Here is a 22,576-nt window from a genome sequence, read left to right on the forward strand (position 1 = left end):
TCATCGAGGCTCGTATGCAGGGTCTGACGATGTCGTCTTCGCGGCGAGCAGCGAATTGACGTGCGAATCGACGATGTGCGTGATCTCGCGCTCTCGATCGATGAGAAACTCGTGATCTCCTGGGAGGAGATGCGAGTAGAAGCGCTCCGTGGTGCGAGTTTGTAGCTCCTGGACGTCGCGTGGAGACACGATCGAGTCGTCGGATCCGGCGATGGCGACGATAGGGGCCGCGATCTTCACGGGCGGCTCCTTCGGGTCGCCGGGGACCAGCCCCACCATGGTCTTCGTGATGACCTCGTCTGCGCGGCCATCGGCCATAACTTGCTGGAGGGGTCGTACGAAACCCGCGACGTTCCGGAAGAAGAGCTTGGCTATCATGTCGGCCTCCATCTCCTCGGTGATCTCTTTAGAAAAGCTCAAGCCGCCGCCCAACAGGAAGACGGCCAACGGAACCGGCGCGCCAGAACGACGGGTGAGCTCCACGGCTGTCCCCATGACGAACCGGACACCCAGGCTGAACCCGATGAGCGCAAACGGTACGTCCGCGTGGTGTTGAATCAGCGAGGCCGCCTCCTGGACATATTTCTTGCCAGGCGCGTCTTCGGAGGCGAGGCTGCGATCGTGCCACATGGCGAGGATCTCCACATCGCTCCACTCGGGCTTCTCCGACCAGGAACGGAAGCCCTCGGGCGAGCCGCCGAAGCCGTGAAAGCAGAAGAGACGAGCCCGCGGCCTGGCGACAGGACGAAAGCGGAGGAGATGGACGGACGCTCCGGCGCTCGCCGTCGACCCGTCCGTGCCCGACCCGCCGCCGAGCCGGACGGCGAGGGCGTCGTCGAGCAGCCAGCGCGCTATCGCTGCGACCGTCGGGTAGGTCCACCCCAGGGCCGCAGGCACGGCGACGCCCAGCGCAGCCTCGATGCGGTTGCGCAGCTCCAGGCTCATGAGCGAGTCCATGCCCATGCTCGAGAGCGGTGCATCCACATCGACCCCGCCTTCAGGGAGGCGCAACACATGCGAGACCTGCACGCGCACGAACGTCTGCAGCAGCCCCGCCCGCGCGCTCGGCTCGGCCGAGGCGAGCTGCTCGAGCAGGTCCCGATCCCCGGTAGGCAGATCAGCGCCCGCGCGCTGCGTGGTCATCAGCCGCGACAACCTCCGTGAGGACGCTGTCGCCGGGTAGAACTCCACCCACTGCCGCGGAGGGATCGGCATCACACCCGCCTGCGCGCGATCGCTCCCGAGCAAGCGCGCCAGAGCGGACAGGCCCTCCTCGGGGGTGATGCCCCGCATCCCGCGAGAGATCAGCCGCGGGCCACGGCGCTCTTGCGCAGCCGCCATCCCCACCTCCGTGAACATGCCCCAGTCGACGCTCAGCGCCGGCAGGCCATGCGCCCTCCGGTGGTGCGCCAGGGCGTCGAGGAACGTGTTGGCCGCGGCGTAGTTGCCCTGGCCCGGCGAGCCCAAGAGCCCTGCTCCCGAAGCGTACAGCACGAAGAAGGAGAGCGGCGCTCCGCGCGTCAGCGCGTGCAGGTGCAAGGCTCCTTGGATCTTGGGCGCCATGACCGCGCGGAACCGCGCAGGGGTCTGCTGCATCAGCAGCCCGTCATCCAAGAGACCGGCCGCGTGAACGACGCCGCGGAGCGGCATCCCCGACGCGGTAACCTCGCCGAGGATCCGCTCGAGCTGCGCCCGATCGGCGACGTCGGCCTTCGCTACCGTGACGCGCGCGCCGTGTGCCTCGAGCGCGGCGACCGCCGTCCGCTGCTCCGTGCTCACCGCGCCGGAGCGGCTTACCAGCACCAGATGCCCAGCACCCTGCTTGGCCAGCCATCCAGCCACGCTCAGACCGAGCTCACCCAGGCCGCCGGTCACAAGGTAGGTGCCGTCCGCGCGGATGGTCGCGCCGGATTCGACCGGAACGCGGATTGGCACGTCCGGGTCCTCCAGCGCGAGCACGAGCTTCCCGAGGTGCTGCGCTCGCGCCATCTTCCGGAACGCGTCAGCGGCCCGCGAGACAGGGAAGACCTCGACCGGGAGCGGCTCCAGCGCTCCCCGTGCGAGCAGATCCACCACCTCCCCCAGCAGCGCCGCGATGCGCTCGGGCCGACGCTCGGCCAAGCCCGCGAGATCGACGGCGCTGTAGGAGAGGCTCTTCTTGAAGTGAGCGAGCCCCAGCGAGCGATCTGCATAGATGTCCGCCTTGCCGAGCTCGATGAAGCGGCCGTCCGGCACGAGGGCCGAGAGGCTCGCGTCGATCGCGGCGCCAGACAGCGAGTTCAACACGACGTCGACCCCCTCGCCCTTCGTCGCGGCCAGCACTTGCTCGGCGAAGTCCAGCGACCGCGAGTCCATCACGTGCGCGATCCCCTGCTCGCGCAGCCACGCCCGTTTCTCCGGCGTACCCGCGGTCGCGAAGATCTCCGCGCCGAGGTGGCGGGCGACCTGCACGGCAGCGAGCCCGGTGCCCCCCGTCGCCGAGTGGATGAGCACGCGCTCGCCGGCCCGGAGCCGGCCCAGATGGACGAGACCATACCAGGCCGTCATGAACGCGATGGGCAGCGCGGCCGCCCGCGCAGCGGTCAGCGCCGCGGGGCGAGGCGCGACCATCCGGGCGTCGACGGTGACGTGGGTGCCGAAGCTGAAGGGCGCGATGGCCATCACCTCCTGGCCGATACGAAGGCCCTCGACGCCTTCGCCCGTCGCGACGATTCGGCCGGAGCACTCGGCGCCCAGCGCGACCGGACCGTCCCCCTGCCCAGGGCAGATCCCCATGGCCTTCATCACGTCGAGGAAGTTGAGCCCCGCCGCCTCGACGGCGATCTCGACCTCGCCCGGTCCAGGAGAGCGCCGCTCCGTGGCTCGGAGCACCAGGGAGTCGAACACGCCGGACCCATCGATCTCCAGCCGGAAGGGCCGGCCTCTGGCGGGCTCGATCGTCTCTCGGCAGCCGGCCTCGGGCAGCCTCTGGACGAGCCGGGCCACGCGCCGCTCGCCGCCACGGAACGCGACCTCCTCCTCGGCGTCGTCGGCCAACAGCTCGGCCAGCAGGACATCGACCTCTCCGTCGCGCCGCGCTGGATCGAGGTCGATCCGAGCGCAGCGCAGCTCGGCGTGCTCCAGGGCGATGACGCGGCCGAGCCCCAGGAGCGGCGCCTGCGTCACGGAGACGTCGCCGGCGCCGACGGCCTGCGCGCCGCGCGTCACGAGCCACAACCGCGGAGGATCTCGGAAGCCCATCCCGGCCACGGCTTGCACGGTCCAGAGCACGCTGTCGCAGCCGCGCACCAGCGACCCCTCGAGGGCTTCGGCGTCGAAGGGCCCCTCCGCGTCGAGCTCGCCGCGCTCATCGAGGCTGCCGAGGTGCACCACCGACGTCGGGGCCTGGCCGTTGAAGGACGCCTTCAAGAGCGCCTGCAACCCGGCGGCGCTCGTGCCGTGCCCTGTCTCATGAACGACGGAGTGGCCAGCTTCCGTCAGCGCCGAGCAGAGCGCAGCGCCGAGCCCGCCGCCCGAGCCGACGAGCAGCCACCGGCCCGCCGTGACCTTGGAGCCGGGGGCCGCGGCCGGTTCCCAGGCGGGCTCCAGGAACCAGTCGTCTTCTTCCCGCCGGCGCGCGCCTCCCGCGAGCCGCTGCATCACGAGCCCGGAGATCTCGGCGACCGCCGCGCCCGTGCCGTCGACCACCCAGAAGTCCGTGCTCCGCCGATCGGGGGTCGGCTCTCCGCGGCTCGCGCTCCGCGCATGGCACCACAGCTCCCCCGAGGGCCGCTGGAACAGCCGCAGCGAGCCGATTTCCACGGGTACCCACGGCGTCGTGTCGCCGCGGTCCGCGAAGGCGCTGCTCACATGGAAGCACGAATCCAGGAGCGCGGGGTGCAGCCGGTATGCCGCTGGGGAGCCGGCGGCCTCGGGAAGCCGCACCCGCCCCAGCGCCTCGCCCTCCCCCTGCCACAGCTCGACGAGCCCCTGGAACGCTGGGCCGTACGCGATCCCCATCTCGGCCAGCGCCGCATAGGTAGCCGCAGCGGGCGCGCTGGCCTGAAGCCGGGCGCGCAGCGCGGCCAGATCCAGCGTCGCGGGGACCTCGGCGCGCACCGCGTGGCGCAGCTCCGCACGGGCGTGGGTGCGAAAGGCAGCGCGGCCTTCGCCCGGTACCCGGCTCGCGACGTGGAATGACACGCGCCCTGGCTGCTCCTCGGTCGCCATGACCTGCACCGCCGCCGCCGTGTCACCAGCGAGGACGAGCGCCTCGATGAAGACCACGTCGGTGAGCTGGAGCGGACCGTCACCCAGGGCCTCGTGCGCGGACGAGAGCGCCATCTCCAGGTACGCCGCGCCCGGGAACACGACCGCCCCCTGCACCCGGTGATCGCCGAGCCACGGCAGCCGCCTGAGATCCAGCGTCGTCTCCCACACGCGCGCGCTCTTCTGGGTCGACAGGGTCTGCATTTCACCGAGGAGCGGGTGACCGCCCGCATGAACGAGGCGGCCGCCGTTCGCCGCGCCGCCGGCGCTCGCTTCGACCCAGTACCGCTCACGCTGCCATGGATACGTCGGCAGCGGCACGCGATGAAAGCCCGCGCCGTCCGCGGAGAACAGCCGCTCCCAGCCCACCGCAACGCCGTGTACCCAGAGCGCCCCCAGCGCCTCCAGCATGGACAGGCGCTCGTCCTGTCCACGCCGCAACGAGCCCACCGCGACGCCCTCCCGCTTCGTCGCCAGCCGGATCTCCTCGACCGACGTTGAAAGGATCGGATGCGGGCTCATCTCCACGAACAGCCCGTGACCGCCTTCCATCAGCGCTTGCACCGCCTCGGCGAAGCGCACCGGCTGTCGAACGTTGTCCGCCCAGTAGCTCGCCCCGAGCTCCGGGCCCCCCACGGTCGTCCCCGTCACCGTCGAATGCATCGACACCGTCGCTCGTCGCGGCTCGAGCTCGCCCAACGCTGCCACGAGCTCGTCGCGCAGCGGGTCGATCTGCGGGCTATGGCTCGCGACGTCCACCTTGACGCGACGGCAGAACACCCCCTTCGCCGAGAGGATCTCCAGCACCTCTGCCAAGGCTGCCGGCTCGCCCGCCAAGACCGTCGAGCGCGGGCTGTTGCTCACCGCCACGCTGAGCCGGCCTTCGTAGCCGAGGAGCGCGGCCTCGGCCTCGGCCAAGGAGAGCTCGACGACCGCCATCTCGCCCCGACCGCTGATCCGCCGCAGCAGCTGGCTGCGCCGGCAGATGATCGCCACAGCGTCCTCGAGCGACAGGGCGCCGGCGACGTGCGCGGCCGCCACTTCGCCCATGCTGTGGCCTACCACCGCATCCGGCTCGATGCCCCACGACCGCCACAGCGCCGACAGCGCGACCTCGATCGCGAACAGCGCCGGTTGCACCACGTCGATGCGGCCGAGCTGCGAGGTGGCCTCGTCGGCCGCGAGCTCCGCGAGCAGCGACCAGCCTGCCTCGGCCTGGATCGCTCCGTCGCACGCCGCGAGCGCGGCGCGGAAGACGGGCTCTTCAGAGAGGAGCTTTCGGCCCATGCCCAGCCACTGAGAGCCTTGGCCAGGGAAGACGAAGACCACCTTCGGGGCGCTGCCCGTGGAGGCGTGGCCGCGGACCGCTCCGGGCGGCGCCTGCCCCTGCGCCGCCGCGTCGAGCGCCGCACACAGCGCCTCGCGCGAGGTCGCCGCCACCGCGAGCCGGTACGCCATCGGGCTGCGGGTCGTTGCCAGGCTGAACGCCAGGTCGCCGAGGCCGAGCTCCGGGCGCGCAACCACATGCGCCGAGAGCCGCGTCGCCTGCGCCGAGAGCGCCGCGGCGCTCCTCGCCGACAGCACGAAGAGCTCCGCTGAACGCGCCGCCGCCGGCGAGAGCGTCGCCGCTGGCGCCTCCTCCAGCACCACGTGCGCGTTGGTCCCGCTGACGCCGAACGAGCTCACCCCCGCTCGTCGCGGCGCGCCGTTCCTCGGCCATTCGAGGGGGCTGGCGGCCACCTGCACGGCGAGCTCCGACCATGGGATGTGCGGGTTGGGCGCGCCGAAATGCAGGCTCCTGGGGATGAGCCCGCGCTCGATCGCCAGCGCCACCTTGATGACGCCGGCGACGCCCGCCGCAGCCTGCGTGTGCCCGATGTTGGACTTCACCGACCCGATCACGAGCGGCCGATCCGAGGGGCGCCCCTCTGCCAGCGCGGCGCCCAGCGCCTGCACTTCGATGGGGTCGCCCAGCGTCGTGCCGGTCCCGTGGCACTCGACGTAGCCGATGTCCGCCGGGGCCAGCCCCGCCTGCTCCACGGCCCGACGGATCACCTCTTGCTGCGACGACCCGCTCGGCGCCGTCAGTCCGTTGCTGCGCCCATCCTGGTTCACCGCGGTGCCGCGGATCACCGACAGGATCGGATCGCCATCGCGCTGCGCGTCGCGCAGCCGCTTGAGCAGGAGCATGGCGCAACCCTCGCCCCACCCCACGCCGTCGGCTGCGGCCGAGAAGCTCTTGCACCGCCCGTCGGGAGCCAGGCCCCGCAGCCGGCTGGACTCCACGAACGACGCCGGCGTGAGCATCAGCGCCACGCCGCCGGCCAGCGCCGCCGAGCACTCGCCGTGCCGCAGCGCCTGGCAGGCCAGGTGCACCGCGACCAGCGACGACGAGCACGCGGTGTCCACCGTCAGGCTCGGCCCCTTCAGCCCGAGCACGTACGAGATCCTGCCCGAGGCGACGCTGGCCATGGTGCCGGTGCCCAGGTAGCCGTCGAACGCCTCGAGCGGGCCGGCGAGCGCGGCGTACTCCTGGTAGAAGAGCCCCACGAACACGCCGGTTTCGCTGCCCACCAGCCGCTCGGGCGAGATCCCGGCGCGCTCGAGCGCCTCCCAGCTCGTCTCCAGGAGCAGCCGCTGCTGCGGATCCATGGTCGTCGCTTCGCGGGGCGAGATGCCGAAGAAGGCCGGCTCGAACCGGTCGATATCGGACAGGAAGCCGCCGAAGCGCGTCGTCATCTTGCCCCGCGCGTCCGGATCCGGATCGTAGAACGCGTCGATGTCCCACCGCTCGTGCGGCACCTCGGCGATGGCATCTCGGCCCTCTTCGAGCAGCCGCCAAAACGACTCCGGATCGGTCACGCCGCCCGGGAAGCGGCAGCCGATGCCGATGATGGCAATGGGCTCGTCGAGGGCGATCTGCGGTGACGACCTCGCGGACGACACGCTCGGCTCGGCCACGGCCAGGACCTCGTCGAGCAGCCAGCGCGTGAGCGCGTCGACCGTCGGGTGATCGAACGCCAGCGTCGCCGGCAGCGTCGCGCCCACCCGCTGGCCGAGCGCGTTGCGCAGCTCCACCGCCGTGAGCGAGTCGAGGCCCAGCTCCGACAGCGGCCGATCGACGGGCACGGCGCCCGCGGCGCTCCATGAAAGCACGCGCGCGATCTCGGCCTGCACGACCTTGCGCACCTCGTCGGCGCGGCGCGCCTCGGGCAGCGCCTCGAGCCGCGCGGCCCACGCCCCCTGCACCCCGGCCGCCGTCTGGGTCGCCTCCGGCGCGCGCACCAGCGCGCGCCACACAGGGGGCACCGCCGCCCCCAGGGCTTGGCTCGCCGCGCGCACGTCGAGCGACATCGCCCCGAGCTGCGTCTCCGGCCGAGCCAGCGCCTGTCCGAGCAGCGCGGTGCCCTGCGCCGGCGACAGCGCTCCCATCCCTTGCCGAGCGAGCCGCGCCTGCAGCGCCGCGCTGAGCCCCGCTGCCATGCCTCCGTCCGACCATGGGCCCCACGCGAGGCTCTGCGCCGGGAGGCCTTCGGCCCGCCGGTGCGCGGCCAGCGCGTCGAGGAAGGCGTTGGCCGCCGCGTAGTTGGACTGCCCGGCCGAGCCCAGCAGCCCCGACATCGAGGAGAACAGCACGAAGAACGCGAGATCTTTGCCCGCCGTGAGCTCATGCAGGTTCCACGCGCCAGCCACCTTCGGCGCCAGCACCCGCGAGAAGCGGTCGGTGGTCTGCTCATCGAGCACGCCGTCATCGAGCACTCCGGCCGCGTGGATCACGCCCTGTAGCGGCCGCTCCGCCGGAATGGCCCGGAGCACGGCGTCGAGCGCATCCCGATCGGCGACATCCGCCGCCGCGATCGTCACCCGAGCGCCCAGCGCCTCGATCTCCGCGACGGCTCCGGCAGCGCCGGGCGTGTCCAGGCCCCGTCGGCCTGTGAGCACCAGGTGCGGCACGCCCTGCTGCGCGAGCCAGCGGGCCACGTGGAGACCCAGCGCTCCGAGCCCACCGGTCAGCAGCACGGTGCCCTCCGGCGCCATGGACGCCGCGGAAGGCGCTTGCAGCAGCACGACCTTGCCCTGATGCCGCGCTTGCGCCATGAACCGAAACGCTGCCTCGGCCTTCGTGATCGCGAACGCATGCACGGGCAACGCGCGCAGGTGCCCCGCGGCGAAGCCCTCGACCACGCGCTCGAGGATCTCTTGAGTCCGATCCGGAGCGAGCTCCAAAATGTCGAATGCCCGATAGCGAACACCGGGATGCGCCGCCGCGACCGCGGCTCGATCCCGTATGTCGGTCTTGCCCATCTCGAGGAATCGCCCGCCCGCCGACAGCAGGGACAGGCTCGCGTCCACGAACTCGCCGGCCAGCGCGTTGAGCACCACGTCCACGCCCCGGCCGCCGGTGATCTGCCGGAAGGCCTCGGCGAACTCCAGCGTCCGCGAGCTGGCGATGTGCGTCCGCGGCACGCCCATGGCCTGAACCGCTGCCCACTTGGACGGGCTCGCCGTGGCAAACACCTCGGCCCCCATCCAGCGGGCGATCTGCACCGCGGCCATGCCCACCCCGCCGGCCGCAGCATGGATCAGCACCCGCTCGCCGCGCTGCAGGTTCCCCAGGTCGTGCAGAGCCAGCCAGGCCGTCAGGAACGCAATGGGCACCGTGGCTGCCTGCGCGGGAGTCAGCCCTGCAGGCTGCCGGACGACCCGCCGCGCGTCGACCGTGACGAATCGATGCAACGTTCCCAGCGTCATGACAGCATCGCCGACCGCGAGGTGGTGCACCCCCTGGCCCACCGCCGTGACGATACCGGCACAATCTCCGCCCATCGGCCCGGCGTCGCCCGGATACATCCCCAGCACATCGAGGACGGTCCGGAAGTTGAGGCCCGAGGCGGCTGCCTTGACCTCGACCTCGCCCGGGCCAGGTGCACGGCGCTGTGCCGGCGCGAGGCGGAGCTGGTCCAAGGTGCCCTTCTGCCCAACCTCCAGCCGATAGGACTCCGCGTCAGGGACCAGGAGCCCTTCTGGGGTCGTCGCTTTCACCAGCCGCGCCACGCGGCGCTTTCCGGAACGGAAGGCCACCTGTGTCTCGTCGTCGGAGCGACCGAGCTCCCGCAACAGGACATCCGCTGAATGCGCTGCGTCCGCCTCCGGTTCCAGATCCACGAGGGTGCAGCCGAGCTCCGGGCGCTCCAGCATCACCGTCCGGCCCAGGCCCCACACCGGCGCCGCGGCGACCTGCCCCCGCTCGCCTTCCTCGACAGCCGCTGCGCCCGTGGTCACCCACCACAGGCGCACCGCACGGCCCCTGAGCGCCTGCACCACCGAGAGGCCCTCGGTCGCCACGCGCTCCGCCGCCGCCGGCACCTCCTCGTGGGCTCCGGTTTCCCAGAGGCAGATCACACCTGCGGGAGACGCCCCCGCGAGGACCGCTTCGAGGCTTCGGGGCTCGGCGAGGACGCAGCGGCTGAGCCGTCTTGCCAGCGCCGCGGCCACCTCCGAGCCAGGGGCCGCCACCACGACCCAGCTCCCCGCGATCCGCTCCGCAGGCGCGCTGGGCAAGGGCGCCTCGGGCCAGTCGAGGCGGTACAAAGCCGCGGCCGACGCGCCCGACTCCTGCCGCAGGAACGCCTCTCGCGGCGCCCGGCGGCAAACAAAGCCCTCCACCTCGGCGACCACCTCGCCAGCGTCGTCGACCAGCACGAAGCTCGTGTCCCCCAGCGCGTGCGACCGCGGCACGGCGCCACACCGCACCCTTCCAACCGGCGCTCTCCACCACCGCACCCGTTCCACGGCGAACGGCAGCCGGGGCGTGCGGTCGTCGTCTGGCCCGCTCCGGGTTGCCAGCACGCTCACCGCAAAGCCGTTGTCCAGCAGGATCGGGTGCAAGGGCGCCACGTCGTAGGCGTTCGGATAGGTCGGCGCGAGGGTGGCGAGCAAAGCCTCCTCGCCGACGCGCCCGTCGTGCAGCCATCGCCAAAGCGGACCCCAGCCGATCTGCACGGCCGACAACCTGTCGAGGAACGCGGCGGCGTCGAGGGGCTGGATCGCGCGGTCCTCCAGCGCCTCGGGGCGTGGCAAGGCGCCGGGCGCGCCCTCCGTCGGCTGCACCCGACCGCGGGCGTGGGTCGTCCACCGGCGTTCGGTCTCCGGTGCCGCCAAGGTGGAGAGCTCGAACAGGTAGCCGTCCCCGGCAGCTTCGGGGGTGAGCACGGCGTGGAGCTCGACCTCCTGGCCGGGCTCCAGCGCAATGGCCTTCAGGAACTCCACGCCTGTCAGCTCGATCGCCCGCTCGGGCCAGCGCTCGGCGGCGACGCTGAGGATCACGGCGACGTGAAAGGCGCCGGGCACCACCACCTTGCCGAACACGACGTGATCGCTGAGGAAGGGCTGGTGGCGTGGGCCGATCGAGATCACGTGGTGCAGCACGGCGCCGGGCATGCAGAGCCCGACACCAGCGAGCGGCCAGCGACCCACGATCCCTGCGGGCGCGGAGCTACGCGGGAGGGGGGCCATCCAGTGGCGCTCACGCTGCCAGGGATATGTGGGCAGCGCGACGCGGCGCGCGCCCTCGGGGAACACGCCCTTCCAGTCGAGCGCGCCTCCCCCGGCATAAAGGGTCCCGAGCGCCGCGAGGACCACCTCGCACTCCGGGCGATCCGCGCGCAGCGAGGGCACGAGGATCGCGTCCGCTCCTCCGAGGCACGCTGGCACGAGCCCGAGCAGGACCGGCTTCGGGCCGACCTCGACGAACGTGGAGGCGCCCGCGGTATGCAGCGCCTTTGCCCCGCCGCCGAAGCGCACGGCGCTTCGAACATGCCGGACCCAATACTCGGGCGTGGCGATCTCGGGGCCTGCGACGTCGCCGGTGACGTTCGACACCACGGGGCGGTCTGGCGCGCTGTACGCGACCGTCGCGGCGACCCGCTGGAAATCCTCCAGCATCGGCTCCATGAGCGGCGAGTGGAACGCATGGGAGACAGCGAGCCTCTTCGTGCGTATCCCGCGCGCCGCGAACGCCGCGCCGAGGGCGAGCACCGGCGCCTCGGCGCCGGAGATCACGACGGCGTCAGGACCGTTGACCGCGGCGATCGACACCGAGGCGGCGTGGGCTGCCACGGCGGCGGCCACCTCGGCCTCGGACGCTGCGATGGCGACCATGGCGCCGCCGGCGGGCAGCGCCTGCATCAGCCGCCCGCGTGCGGCCACGAGCCTCACGGCATCTTCGAGCGAGAACACGCCCGCCACGCAGGCGGCTACCAGCTCGCCGATGCTGTGGCCGAGGAGCAGCTGCGGCTCCACGCCCCACGAGCGCCACAGGGCGGTCAGCGCAACCTCCAGCGCAAAGAGAGCCGGCTGCGCGTACGCGGTCTGATCGAGCTGCGCCGCCCGAGCGAGGTCCGGCGCAGCCCACATCACCTCGCGCAGAGGCTGGTCGAGCTCCCGATCGAAGAGCGCCGCGCAGCGATCGAACGCCCTCCGGAACGCAGGCCACGCCTCGTACAGCCCGCGGCCCATGCCCGGCGTCTGCGCGCCCTGCCCGGTGAACAGGAAAGCCAGCTTGCCGCGTGAGGACCCGGCCTTGCCGCGCGCCACGCCCGGCGGCGTCCGCCGCTGCGCCGCGGCGTCCAGCGCGCCCCGCAGCGCCTCGCGCGAGGTCGCGACCATGGCGAGCCGGTGCTCCATCGGGCTGCGCGTCGTCGCCAGGCTGAACGCCACGTCGCCGAGGCTCAGCTCCGGGTGCGCGGACAGGTGCGCCGAGAGCCGTGCCGCCGCGGCGTCCAGCGCCTCCGCGCTCTTGGCCGACAGCACGAAGAGCTCCGCGGAGCGCTCCGGCGCCGCGGGCGCCGGCTCCGCCTCCGGCGCCTCCTCCAGCACCACATGCGCGTTGGTCCCGCTCAACCCGAAGGAGCTCACGCCGGCCCGACGCGGCCGTGCGCCGCGCGCCCACGGCACCGCCTCGCGTGGCACCGCCACCGGCAGCGTGCTCCACGGCAAGTGCGGGTTGAGCTCCCCCAGCTCCGGCTGGGCTGGTATCTGCTCGTGCCCCAGCGCGAGCACCGCCTTGAGCAAGCCGGCCAGGCCCGCCGCCGCCTCCAGATGCGCGATGTTGGCCTTGGCGGCCCCCAGCACCAGAGGTCGGTCCCCGGGGCGCCCTGGTCCGTACACCTCGCTCAGCGCCTGCACCTCGATCGGATCGCCCAGCGCCGTCCCGGTCCCGTGGCACTCCACGAAGTCAACGTCGACCGGGGCCACGCCCGCTTGCGAGAGCGCCTGGCGCAGCACGGCCTGCTGGGCAGGCCCGTTGGGCACGGTCAGCCCGCTGCTCGGGCCGTCGTGGTTCACCGCGGTGCCCCGGATCACCGCCAGGATGGAGTCGCCGGCGCGCTGCGCGTCCTGGAGCCGCTTGAGCACCACCACGCCGCACCCCTCGCCCCGCGCGTAGCCGTCGGCGTCGGCCGAGAACGTCTTGCACCGCCCGTCGGGCGAGAGCGCGCGCATCCGTGAGAGCAGCACGAAGCTGTCCGGCGCGAGCAGCACGTTGACCCCGCCGACCAGCGCCTGGTCGCACTCGCCCAGTCGCAGGCTCTGGCAGGCGAGGTGCAACGCGACCAGGGATGACGAGCACGCCGTATCCACGGCCAGCGTCGGGCCGTGCAGACCCAGGAAGAACGACAGCCGCCCCGCCGCGACGCTGAGCATGTTGCCGGTGCCGCCGTACAGGCCTGCCGCTCCGTCGGCGAGGCCGCGCACCCGGTCCACGTAGTACTCGTTGAGCCCCGCGCCCACGAACACCCCGGTGCGGCTCTCGCGCAGCGTGTCCGGGTCAAGGCCCGCGCGCTCGATCGCCTCCCAGCTCACCTCCAGCAGCAACCGCTGCTGCGGGTCGAGGCTCATCGCCTCGCGAGGCGAGACGCGGAAGAAGGTCGCATCCAACCCCTGTACGTCGCGCAGGAAGGCGCCTTGGGTCACGTAAGTCCGGCCTGGGGTCTCCGGATCAGGGTCGTACCAGTCCGCGGCATTCCACCGGTCGGCCGGCACCTCGGCGCTGACCACCACGCCCTCGGCCAACAGCTGCCAGTAGGACTCCAGATCCTCGGCCCCGCCCGGGAAGCGGCAGGCGGCGCCCACGATGGCGATGGGCTCGTCGGTCGCCGGCGACCGGATGCTTCGCACGTCGGTGTGGTCCTGCAGGTCCAGCACCTGGCTCAGCAAGTAGTCCGCCAGCCGCTCCACGGTCGGATGGTCGAACGCCAGCGTCGCCGACAGCGGCATCCCCAGCTCACCCTGAAGCCGCTTGCGGATCTCCACGGCCATCAGGGAGTCGAGGCCCTGCTCGGCGAAGCCCCGCCGCACGTCGAGGGCGCCCTGGTCGGTGAAGCCCATCACCGCGGCGACCACGCCGCGCACGAGCGCGTGCAGCGCCGAGCGGGTCTCCGCAGCAGACGCTTTACGCCAGCGCTCCAGCGCTGGGGCGGTCGAGGAGGAGGCCCCTTTCGTGGCGGTGACCAGCCGCTCCAAGAAGCGGCCTCGGCTCGCGCCGGGCGGAGCCGCCCCCACGTGGGCCCAGTCCATCTGTACGACCACGCGCTGCGTCGTGCGCGTACCGAGCAGCCGTTCCATCGCCGCCAGGGCCCCGCCTGTCGGCATCGCCCGGATTCCCGAGGCCTCGTGCTCGCGGCGCTGCGCCTGCGAGCCCATTCCCCCCTCCGCCCACAGACTCCAGGCGATGCTCAGGGCCGCGAGCCCCTGCGCTCGGCGGAGGTCCGCCAGCGCGTCCAAGAAGGCATTGCCGGCCGCGTAGCTGCCCTGGCCGAGCGAGCCGAAGACGCCTGCCGCCGAGGAAAAGAGGACGAACAGGTCCAGCGGCTGCTCGCGGGTGAGGGTGTGCAGCACCCATGCCCCCTCCACCTTGGGGCGCAGCACCCGCGCGAGCCGCTCCGCGTCCTGGTGGGCCAGCAGCCCGTCGTCGAGCAGACCCGCGGCGTGCACGACCCCCCGCAGCGGCGGCTCGAGCGCCGAAACGAGCGCCGCCATGCCGCCGGCGTCGGCCACGTCGACCGCCGCCACGGTGACCCGCGCGCCCTGCGCCTCCAGCGCCTCGACCGCCGCGATGCGCGCGCGCACCTCGGGCGGCTGCTCTCGGCCCCACGCCTCCCGGTCGGGCAATCCGTGCCGGCCGAGCAACACCAGGTGCCCCGCCCCCCGCTGCACCAGCCACCGCGCCACGAGCAGGCCGAGGGCGCCCAGCCCGCCCGTCACCAGGTAGCTCCCCTCCGCGGACAGCGACACCGGCGCCGCGCTTCCCTCCGGTGGGGCCGCCACGAGCCGCGCGGCGCGCCGGCGCCCTCCACGCAACGCCAGCTGATCGTCGGCGTCCGGCGAAAGCAGCTCGGCCACCAAGGCCTCGACCTCGGTCGGGCTCTGCTCCGGATCCAGATCCACCAGCCCGCCCCAGGAGGCGGGGTGCTCGAGCGCCGCGACCCGGCCCATGCCCCATAACGCCGCCTGACAGGGGGCGATCGCAGGCCCGTCGCCCACCGCGCAGGCCCCTCGGGTCACGATCCAGAGCCGGGGTGAGCAAGACGCGGTGCTCAGAAACCGAGCCAGGCCGAGCACCGGCGCGGTGGCGCGACGGGTCGCGTCGCCGACCTCCTCGGCCGATGCCCCGGCCTCGACGACGGCGTCCAGACCCCACAGGTACAGCACCCCCTGCCAGTCGTTGCGGCCACCGAGCGCCTGGGTCACCTGCTCGGCGACCGCGGAGGTCTCGGCCGCCGCATGGAGCACGGCGCACGGAAGTCCGCGTGTCGACAGCGCCGCCGCGACCGCCTCGCCGACTCCACCCCTGTCAGCCAGCACCAGCCAGCCCCCGCGGCTCGCCTCCTCTGATTCCTGGAGGCTGCGAGGGATCTCCGGCCAGTCCACGCGATAAAACCAGTCCTGGGTGGGATCCTCGGCCGCGCGGCGACGGCTGTCAGGCTCGATGTCGATCCAGTACCGCTGCCGCTGCCACGGATAGGTCGGCAGCGACACCCGCCGCGCATCGGCGGGGAAGAGGCCCGCCCAGCGGACCGAGCCACCGGCGGCCCACAACCCGCCCAGCGCCTCGATCACGCTCGCAGGCTCCTCGCGCCCGGCGCGCAGGGACGCCAGCAGCGTCAGCTCCGTGTCCGGCAGGCACGCTGGCAGCAGGCCCAGCAGCGTCGGCTTCGGGCCCACTTCGAGGAAGGTGCAGGCACCGGCGTCGTGCAGCGCCTTGACCCCGTCCGCGAAGCGCACCGCCTCGCGCACGTGGCGCACCCAGTAGCCCGGCGCGCTCACCTCGTCCGTGACCAGCTTGCCGCTCAGGTTGCTCACCAGCGGAAGCGATGGCCGATGGTACGTCACCGACGCGGCCACCCGCCCGAACTCCTCCAGCATCGGCTCCATCAGCGGCGAGTGGAACGCGTGCGAGACCCGCAGCGGCTTGGTGCGCACGCCGCGCGCCGCGAACCCCGCCGCGAGCGCACGCACCGCTTGCTCGGCGCCCGCGATCACCACCTGCTCCGGCCCGTTGACCGCCGCGATCGACACCGACCCCGCGTGCGGCGCCACCGCCGCCGCCACCTCGGCCTCCGGCGCTCCGATCGACACCATCGAGCCGCCGGCCGAGAGCCCCTGCATCAGCCGCCCGCGCGCCGCCACAAGCCTCACGGCGTCTTCCAGCGAGAACACGCCCGCAACGCAGGCCGCCGCGAGCTCCCCGACGCTATGGCCGACGACCAGCTCCGGCTCCACGCCCCACCACCGCCACAACGCCGTGAGCGCCACCTCCACCGTGAAGAGCGCAGGCTGCGTGAAGGCCGTCTGGTCGAGCAACAGCGCCTCGGCGCTCCCCGGCTCGGCCCACATCACCTCGCGCAGCGGGCGGTCGAGCTCCCGATCGAACAGCGCCACGCAGCGCTCGAACGCCTCCCGGAACGCCGGCCAGGCGGCGCACAGCCCGCGGCCCATCCCCGGCGTCTGCGCGCCCTGTCCGGTAAACAGGAACGCCAGCTTCCCGCGCGACGAGCTCGCGACGCCGCGCGCCGCGCCCGCCGGCGTCTGCCCCTGCGCCGCGGCGTCCAGCGCCGCGCGCAGCGACTCGCGTGACGTCGCCGTCACCGCGAGCCGGTGGCTCATCGCGCTGCGCGTCGTCGCCAGGCTGAACGCCACGTCCCCGAGGCTCAGCTCCGGGTGGGCCTCCACGTGGTCGCGCAGCTGCGCCGCCTGCGCATCCAGCGCCCGCTCGCTCTTCCCCGACAGCACGAAGAGCTCCGCGGAGCGCTCCGGCGCGGCAGGCTCGAGCTCCGCCGCCGGCGCCTCCTCCAGCACCACGTGCGCGTTCGTCCCGCTCATCCCGAACGAGCTCACGCCGGCGCGGCGCGGCCTCGCGCCCCGCGGCCACGGCACGGCTGCGCGGGCCACCGAGACCGGCAGCGTCTCCCACGGCAGGTGCGGGTTGAGCTCCCCCAGCTCCGGCTGGGCTGGTATCTGCTCGTGCCCCAGCGCGAGCACCGCCTTGAGCAAGCCGGCCAGGCCCGCCGCGGGCTCCAGGTGCCCGAGGTTGGCCTTGGCGGCTCCCAGGATCAGCGGCCGGTCCGCAGGGCGGCCTTGCCCATACACTTCGCTCAGCGCCTGCACCTCGATCGGGTCGCCCAGCGCCGTCCCGGTCCCGTGGCATTCCACGAAATCGACGTCGGCCGGGAGCACCCCCGCGTGCGCCAGCGCCTGGCGCAACAACGCCTCCTGGGCGGGACGGCTGGGCACGGTCAGCCCGCTGCTCGGGCCATCATGGTTGATCGCCGTACCCCGGATCACCGCCAGGATGGGATCGCGGTCGCGCTGCGCGTCCTGGAGCCGCTTGAGCACCACCACGGCGCAGCCCTCGGCCCGCGCGTAGCCGTCGGCGTCGGCCGAGAACGTCTTGCACCGCCCGTCGGGCGAAAGCGCGTGCATCCGTGAGAGCAGCGCGAAGGCCCTCGGCGAGAGCAGCAGGTTGACCCCGCCGACCAGGGCCTGGTCGCACTCGCCCCATCGCAGGCTCTGGCAGGCGAGGTGCAACGCCACCAGCGACGAGGAGCACGCCGTATCCACGGCCAGCGTCGGGCCGTGCAGGCCCAGGAAGAACGACAGCCGCCCCGCCGCGACGCTGAGCATGTTGCCGGTGCCGCCGTAAAGCCCCGCCGCCTCGTCGGTGAGGTCCTGCACCCGCTCGGCATATTCGTTGGGGCCAGCGCCCACGAACACGCCCGTGGGGCTCTCGCGCAGCGTGTCCGGGTCCTGACCCGCGCGCTCGAGCGCCTCCCAGCTCACCTCCAGCAGCAACCGCTGCTGCGGGTCGAGGCTCATCGCCTCGCGAGGCGAGACGCGGAAGAACGCTGCATCGAACGTGTCGACCTCGCGCAGAAAGCCACCTTGGGTCACGCAGGTCTGGCGCTGCGCCTCTCCCGGACCGGGGCAGCGCCCGTCCGCGGCATTCCACCGGTCGGCCGGCACCTCGGCGCTGACCACCACGCCCTCGGTCAACAGCTGCCAGTAGGACTCCAGATCCTCGGCCCCGCCCGGGAAGCGGCAGGCGGCGCCCACGATGGCGATGGGCTCGTCGGTCGCCGGCGACCGGATGCTCCGCACGTCGGTGTGGTCCTGCAGGTCCAGCACCTGGCTCAGCAGGTAGTCCGCCAGCCGCTCCACGGTCGGATGGTCGAACGCCAGCGTCGCCGACAGCGGCATCCCCAGCTCACCCTGAAGCCGCTTGCGGATCTCCACGGCCATCAGGGAGTCGAGGCCCTGCTCGGCGAAGCCCCGCCGCACGTCGAGGGCGCCCTGGTCGGTGAAGCCCATCACCGCGGCCACCACGCCGCGCACGAGCGCGTGCAGCGCCGAGCGGGTCTCCGCAGCAGACGCTTTACGCCAGCGCTCCAGCGCTGGGGCGGTCGAGGAGGAGGCCCCTTTCGTGGCGGTGACCAGCCGCTCCAAGAAGCGGCCTCGGCTCGCGCCGGGCGGAGCCGCCCCCACGTGGGCCCAGTCCATCTGTACGACCACGCGCTGCGTCGTGCGCGTACCGAGCAGCCGTTCCATCGCCGCCAGGGCCCCGCCTGTCGGCATCGCCCGGATTCCCGAGGCCTCGTGCTCGCGGCGCTGCGCCTGCGAGCCCATTCCCCCCTCCGCCCACAGACTCCAGGCGATGCTCAGGGCCGCGAGCCCCTGCGCTCGGCGGAGGTCCGCCAGCGCGTCCAAGAAGGCATTGCCGGCCGCGTAGCTGCCCTGGCCGAGCGAGCCGAAGACGCCTGCCGCCGAGGAAAACAGGACGAACAGGTCCAGCGGCTGCTCGCGGGTGAGGGTGTGCAGCACCCATGCCCCCTCCACCTTGGGGCGCAGCACCCGCGCGAGCCGCTCCGCGTCCTGGTGGGCCAGCAGCCCGTCGTCGAGCAGACCCGCGGCGTGCACGACCCCCCGCAGCGGCGGCTCGAGCGCCGAAACGAGCGCCGCCATGCCGCCGGCGTCGGCCACGTCGACCGCCGCCACGGTGACCCGCGCGCCCTGCGCCTCCAGCGCCTCGACCGCCGCGATGCGCGCGCGCACCTCGGGCGGCTGCTCTCGGCCCCACGCCTCCCGGTCGGGCAATCCGTGCCGGCCGAGCAACACCAGGTGCCCCGCCCCCCGCTGCACCAGCCACCGCGCCACGAGCAGGCCGAGGGCGCCCAGCCCACCCGTCACCAGGTAGCTCCCCTCCGCGGACAGCGACACCGGCGCCGCGCTTCCCTCCGGTGGGGCCGCCACGAGCCGCGCGGCGCGCCGGCGCCCTCCACGCAACGCCAGCTGATCGTCGGCGTCCGGCGAAAGCAGCTCGGCCACCAAGGCCTCGACCTCGGTCGGGCTCTGCTCCGGATCCAGATCCACCAGCCCGCCCCAGGAGGCGGGGTGCTCGAGCGCCGCGACCCGGCCCATGCCCCATAACGCCGCCTGACAGGGGGCGATCGCAGGCCCGTCGCCCACCGCGCAGGCCCCTCGGGTCACGATCCAGAGCCGGGGTGAGCGCGGCCCTGTGCCCAGCGCCTGACTCAGCGCAAGCACCGGCGCCGTGGCGCGATGGGTGGCCTTGCCGACCTCCTCGGCCGATGCCCCGGCCTCGACGACGGCGTCCAGACCCCACAGGTACAGCACCCCCTGCCAGTCGTTGCGGCCACCGAGCGCCTGGGTCACCTGCTCGGCGACCGCGGAGATCTCTGCCGGCGCATGGAGCACGGCGCACGAAAACCCCTGCGACGAAAGCGCCGCCGCGGCCGCCTCCCCGACGCCGCCCCGGTCGGCCAGCACCAGCCACCCGCCGGACCGGGCTCGCTGCGCGTCCACGGATGCGCGGGGCATCTCGGGCCAGTCCACCCGGTAGAACCACTGCGCCGGCGCATCGGCGGCCGTGGCTCCGGGCGCTTCGGGGAGCGCCTCGATCCAGTGCCGCTGCCGCTGCCATGGATAGGTCGGCAGCGACACCCGCCGCGCATCGGCGGGGAAGAGGCCCGCCCAGCGGACCGAGCCACCGGCGGCCCACAACCCGCCCAGCGCCTCGATCACGCTCGCAGGCTCCTCGCGCCCGGCGCGCAGGGACGCCAGCAGCGTCGGCTCCGTGTCCGGCAGGCACGCTGGCAGCAGGCCCAGCAGCGTCGGCTTCGGGCCCACTTCGAGGAAGGTGCAGGCACCGGCGTCGTGCAGCGCCTTGACCCCGTCCGCGAAGCGCACCGCCTCGCGCACGTGGCGCACCCAGTAGCCCGGCGCGCTCACCTCGTCCGTGACCAGCTTGCCGCTCAGGTTGCTCACCAGCGGAAGCGATGGCCGATGGTACGTCACCGACGCGGCCACCCGCCCGAACTCCTCCAGCATCGGCTCCATCAGCGGCGAGTGGAACGCGTGCGAGACCCGCAGCGGCTTGGTGCGCACGCCGCGCGCCGCGAACCCCGCCGCGAGCGCACGCACCGCTTGCTCGGCGCCCGCGATCACCACCTGCTCCGGCCCGTTGACCGCCGCGATCGACACCGACCCCGCGTGCGGCGCCACCGCCGCCGCCACCTCGGCCTCCGGCGCTCCGATCGACACCATCGAGCCGCCGGCCGAGAGCCCCTGCATCAGCCGCCCGCGCGCCGCCACAAGCCTCACGGCGTCTTCCAGCGAGAACACGCCCGCAACGCAGGCCGCCGCGAGCTCCCCGACGCTATGGCCGACGACCAGCTCCGGCTCCACGCCCCACCACCGCCACAACGCCGTGAGCGCCACCTCCACCGTGAAGAGCGCAGGCTGCGTGAAGGCCGTCTGGTCGAGCAACAGCGCCTCGGCGCTCCCCGGCTCGGCCCACATCACCTCGCGCAGCGGGCGGTCGAGCTCCCGATCGAACAGCGCCACGCAGCGCTCGAACGCCTCCCGGAACGCCGGCCAGGCGGCGCACAGCCCGCGGCCCATCCCCGGCGTCTGCGCGCCCTGTCCGGTAAACAGGAACGCCAGCTTCCCGCGCGACGAGCTCGCGACGCCGCGCGCCGCGCCCGCCGGCGTCTGCCCCTGCGCCGCGGCGTCCAGCGCCGCGCGCAGCGACTCGCGTGACGTCGCCGTCACCGCGAGCCGGTGGCTCATCGCGCTGCGCGTCGTCGCCAGGCTGAACGCCACGTCCCCGAGGCTCAGCTCCGGGTGGGCCTCCACGTGGTCGCGCAGCTGCGCCGCCTGCGCATCCAGCGCCCGCTCGCTCTTCCCCGACAGCACGAAGAGCTCCGCGGAGCGCTCCGGCGCGGCAGGCTCGAGCTCCGCCGCCGGCGCCTCCTCCAGCACCACGTGCGCGTTCGTCCCGCTCATCCCGAACGAGCTCACGCCCGCGAAGCGCGGCCGCTCCGTGCGCGGCCACGGCACCGGCTCGGTCGCCAGCGCGAGCGCGCTGCCCTCGAGCCGGATCCGCGGATTGAGCGTGCGGAAGTTGAGGTTCTTCGGGATGCGCTCGTGCGCCAGCGAGAGCGCTGCCTTGATCAGGCCCGCTACGCCTGCCGCGGCCTCGAGGTGGCCGATGTTGGTCTTCACCGCGCCCAGCACGCAGCGCGTGCCATCGGAGCGCGAAGGGCCCACGATCGCCCGCAGCGCCTCGACCTCGATGGGATCGCCCAGCGAGGTCCCTGTTCCGTGGGTCTCGACGTAACCGACGGCCCCAGCGTCGACGTGGGCGCTCCGCAGCGCCTCGCGCAAGACCGTCTCCTGAGCCAGCACGTTGGGCGCGGTCAACCCGGTCGACCGGCCATCATGGTTGATGGCCGAGCCCTGGATGAGCGCCCAGATGCGGTCGCCATCCCGCTGCGCGTCGGAGAGCCGCTTGAGCACGACCATGCCGCAGCCCTCGCCCCGGACGAACCCGTTGGCCGAAGCATCGAAGGTCCGGCAACGACCGTCGGGCGACAGCGCCTGCGTGCGCTCCGTGGCCTCCATCGTGTCGGGGGAGAGGAGCATGCTGACCCCTCCCGCCAGCGCGAGGTCGCTCTCTCCGGCGCGCAGGCTGCGGCAGGCGAGGTGAACCGCCACCAGCGATGACGAGCACGTCGTGTCGACGGTCAGGCAAGGCCCCTGCAGCCCCAGCGTGTACGACAGCCGTCCGGCGGCGATGCTCAGCATGCTGCCGGTGGCGCTGTACGCGTCTTGCTCCTCGCGCGGCAGCCGAGCGACCGTGCGCGCGTAGTCCGCCGTGAAAGCGCCGACGAACACGCCGGTGCGGCTCCCGTCGATGGACCGGGGCGGGATACCGGCGTCCTCGAGCCCCTCCCAGGCGACCTCCAGGACGAGGCGGTGCTGCGGGTCGAGCGATCGCGCCTCCCGAGGCGAGATGCCGAAGAACGCAGCGTCGAAGTCCTCTATCGGCGCGGTGAGCAGCCCCGCCCAGCGCGGCACGGCCTCGGCGGGGGCGGCACCTACCAGCGCCCAGCGCTCCTCGAGCGGCTGGACCGCGTCGCGCCCGGCGTCGAGCAGCTCCCAAAATGCTCCCGGCGTGTCCGCGCCACCAGGGAAGCGGCAGCCGATACCGACGATGGCGATCGGCTCGGTCCGCTCCTGCTTCGCCTGTTCGAGCCGAGCGAGCCGCTCCTCCAGCCGCTGAATGACGATGGCTGCTTGCTTCAGCGGATTCTGCTGTGCCGTAGGACCGCGAGTAGTCATGTAAGCGCCTCGAATTTTGCTGCAATCAGCTGCGTCAAATCGTCCTGCGACATCTCGTCGATCTCGGCAGCAGGGTCGGCGGTGGTGTGCGGCGACTCCCCAGGAGCGGCCTCGCAGGTCTCACGCGCCA

2 protein-coding genes (1 of these 2 cut by a window edge) are annotated in these 22,576 nt (G+C 73.1%); both read right to left on the reverse strand.

The window, feature by feature from the left end; genetic code table 11:
• Complete coding sequence (locus WME83_RS30270; RefSeq protein ID WP_437313180.1) at positions 1 to 22,446, reverse strand: SDR family NAD(P)-dependent oxidoreductase; 22,446 nt, start codon at positions 22,444 to 22,446, stop codon at positions 1 to 3.
• On the reverse strand, positions 22,443 to 22,576 hold the 3' end of the coding sequence (locus tag WME83_RS30275; RefSeq protein ID WP_437313181.1) for a type I polyketide synthase. The gene runs 5,371 nt beyond the window's last position; only the last 134 of its 5,505 coding nucleotides appear in the window; its start codon lies beyond the right edge, outside the window; the stop codon is at positions 22,443 to 22,445. Before WME83_RS30275 ends, WME83_RS30270 begins: the two co-directional genes overlap by 4 nt.

The sequence above is a fragment of the Sorangium sp. So ce385 genome (genome assembly GCF_051474135.1).
Taxonomy (GTDB): Bacteria; Myxococcota_A; Polyangia; order Polyangiales; family Polyangiaceae; genus Sorangium; species Sorangium cellulosum_D.

Bases quoted from the DNA above. Each gene is read 5' to 3' on its own strand.
- WME83_RS30270 (WP_437313180.1), bottom strand. From the start codon at position 22,446: ATGACTACTCGCGGTCCTACGGCACAGCAGAATCCGCTGAAGCAAGCA.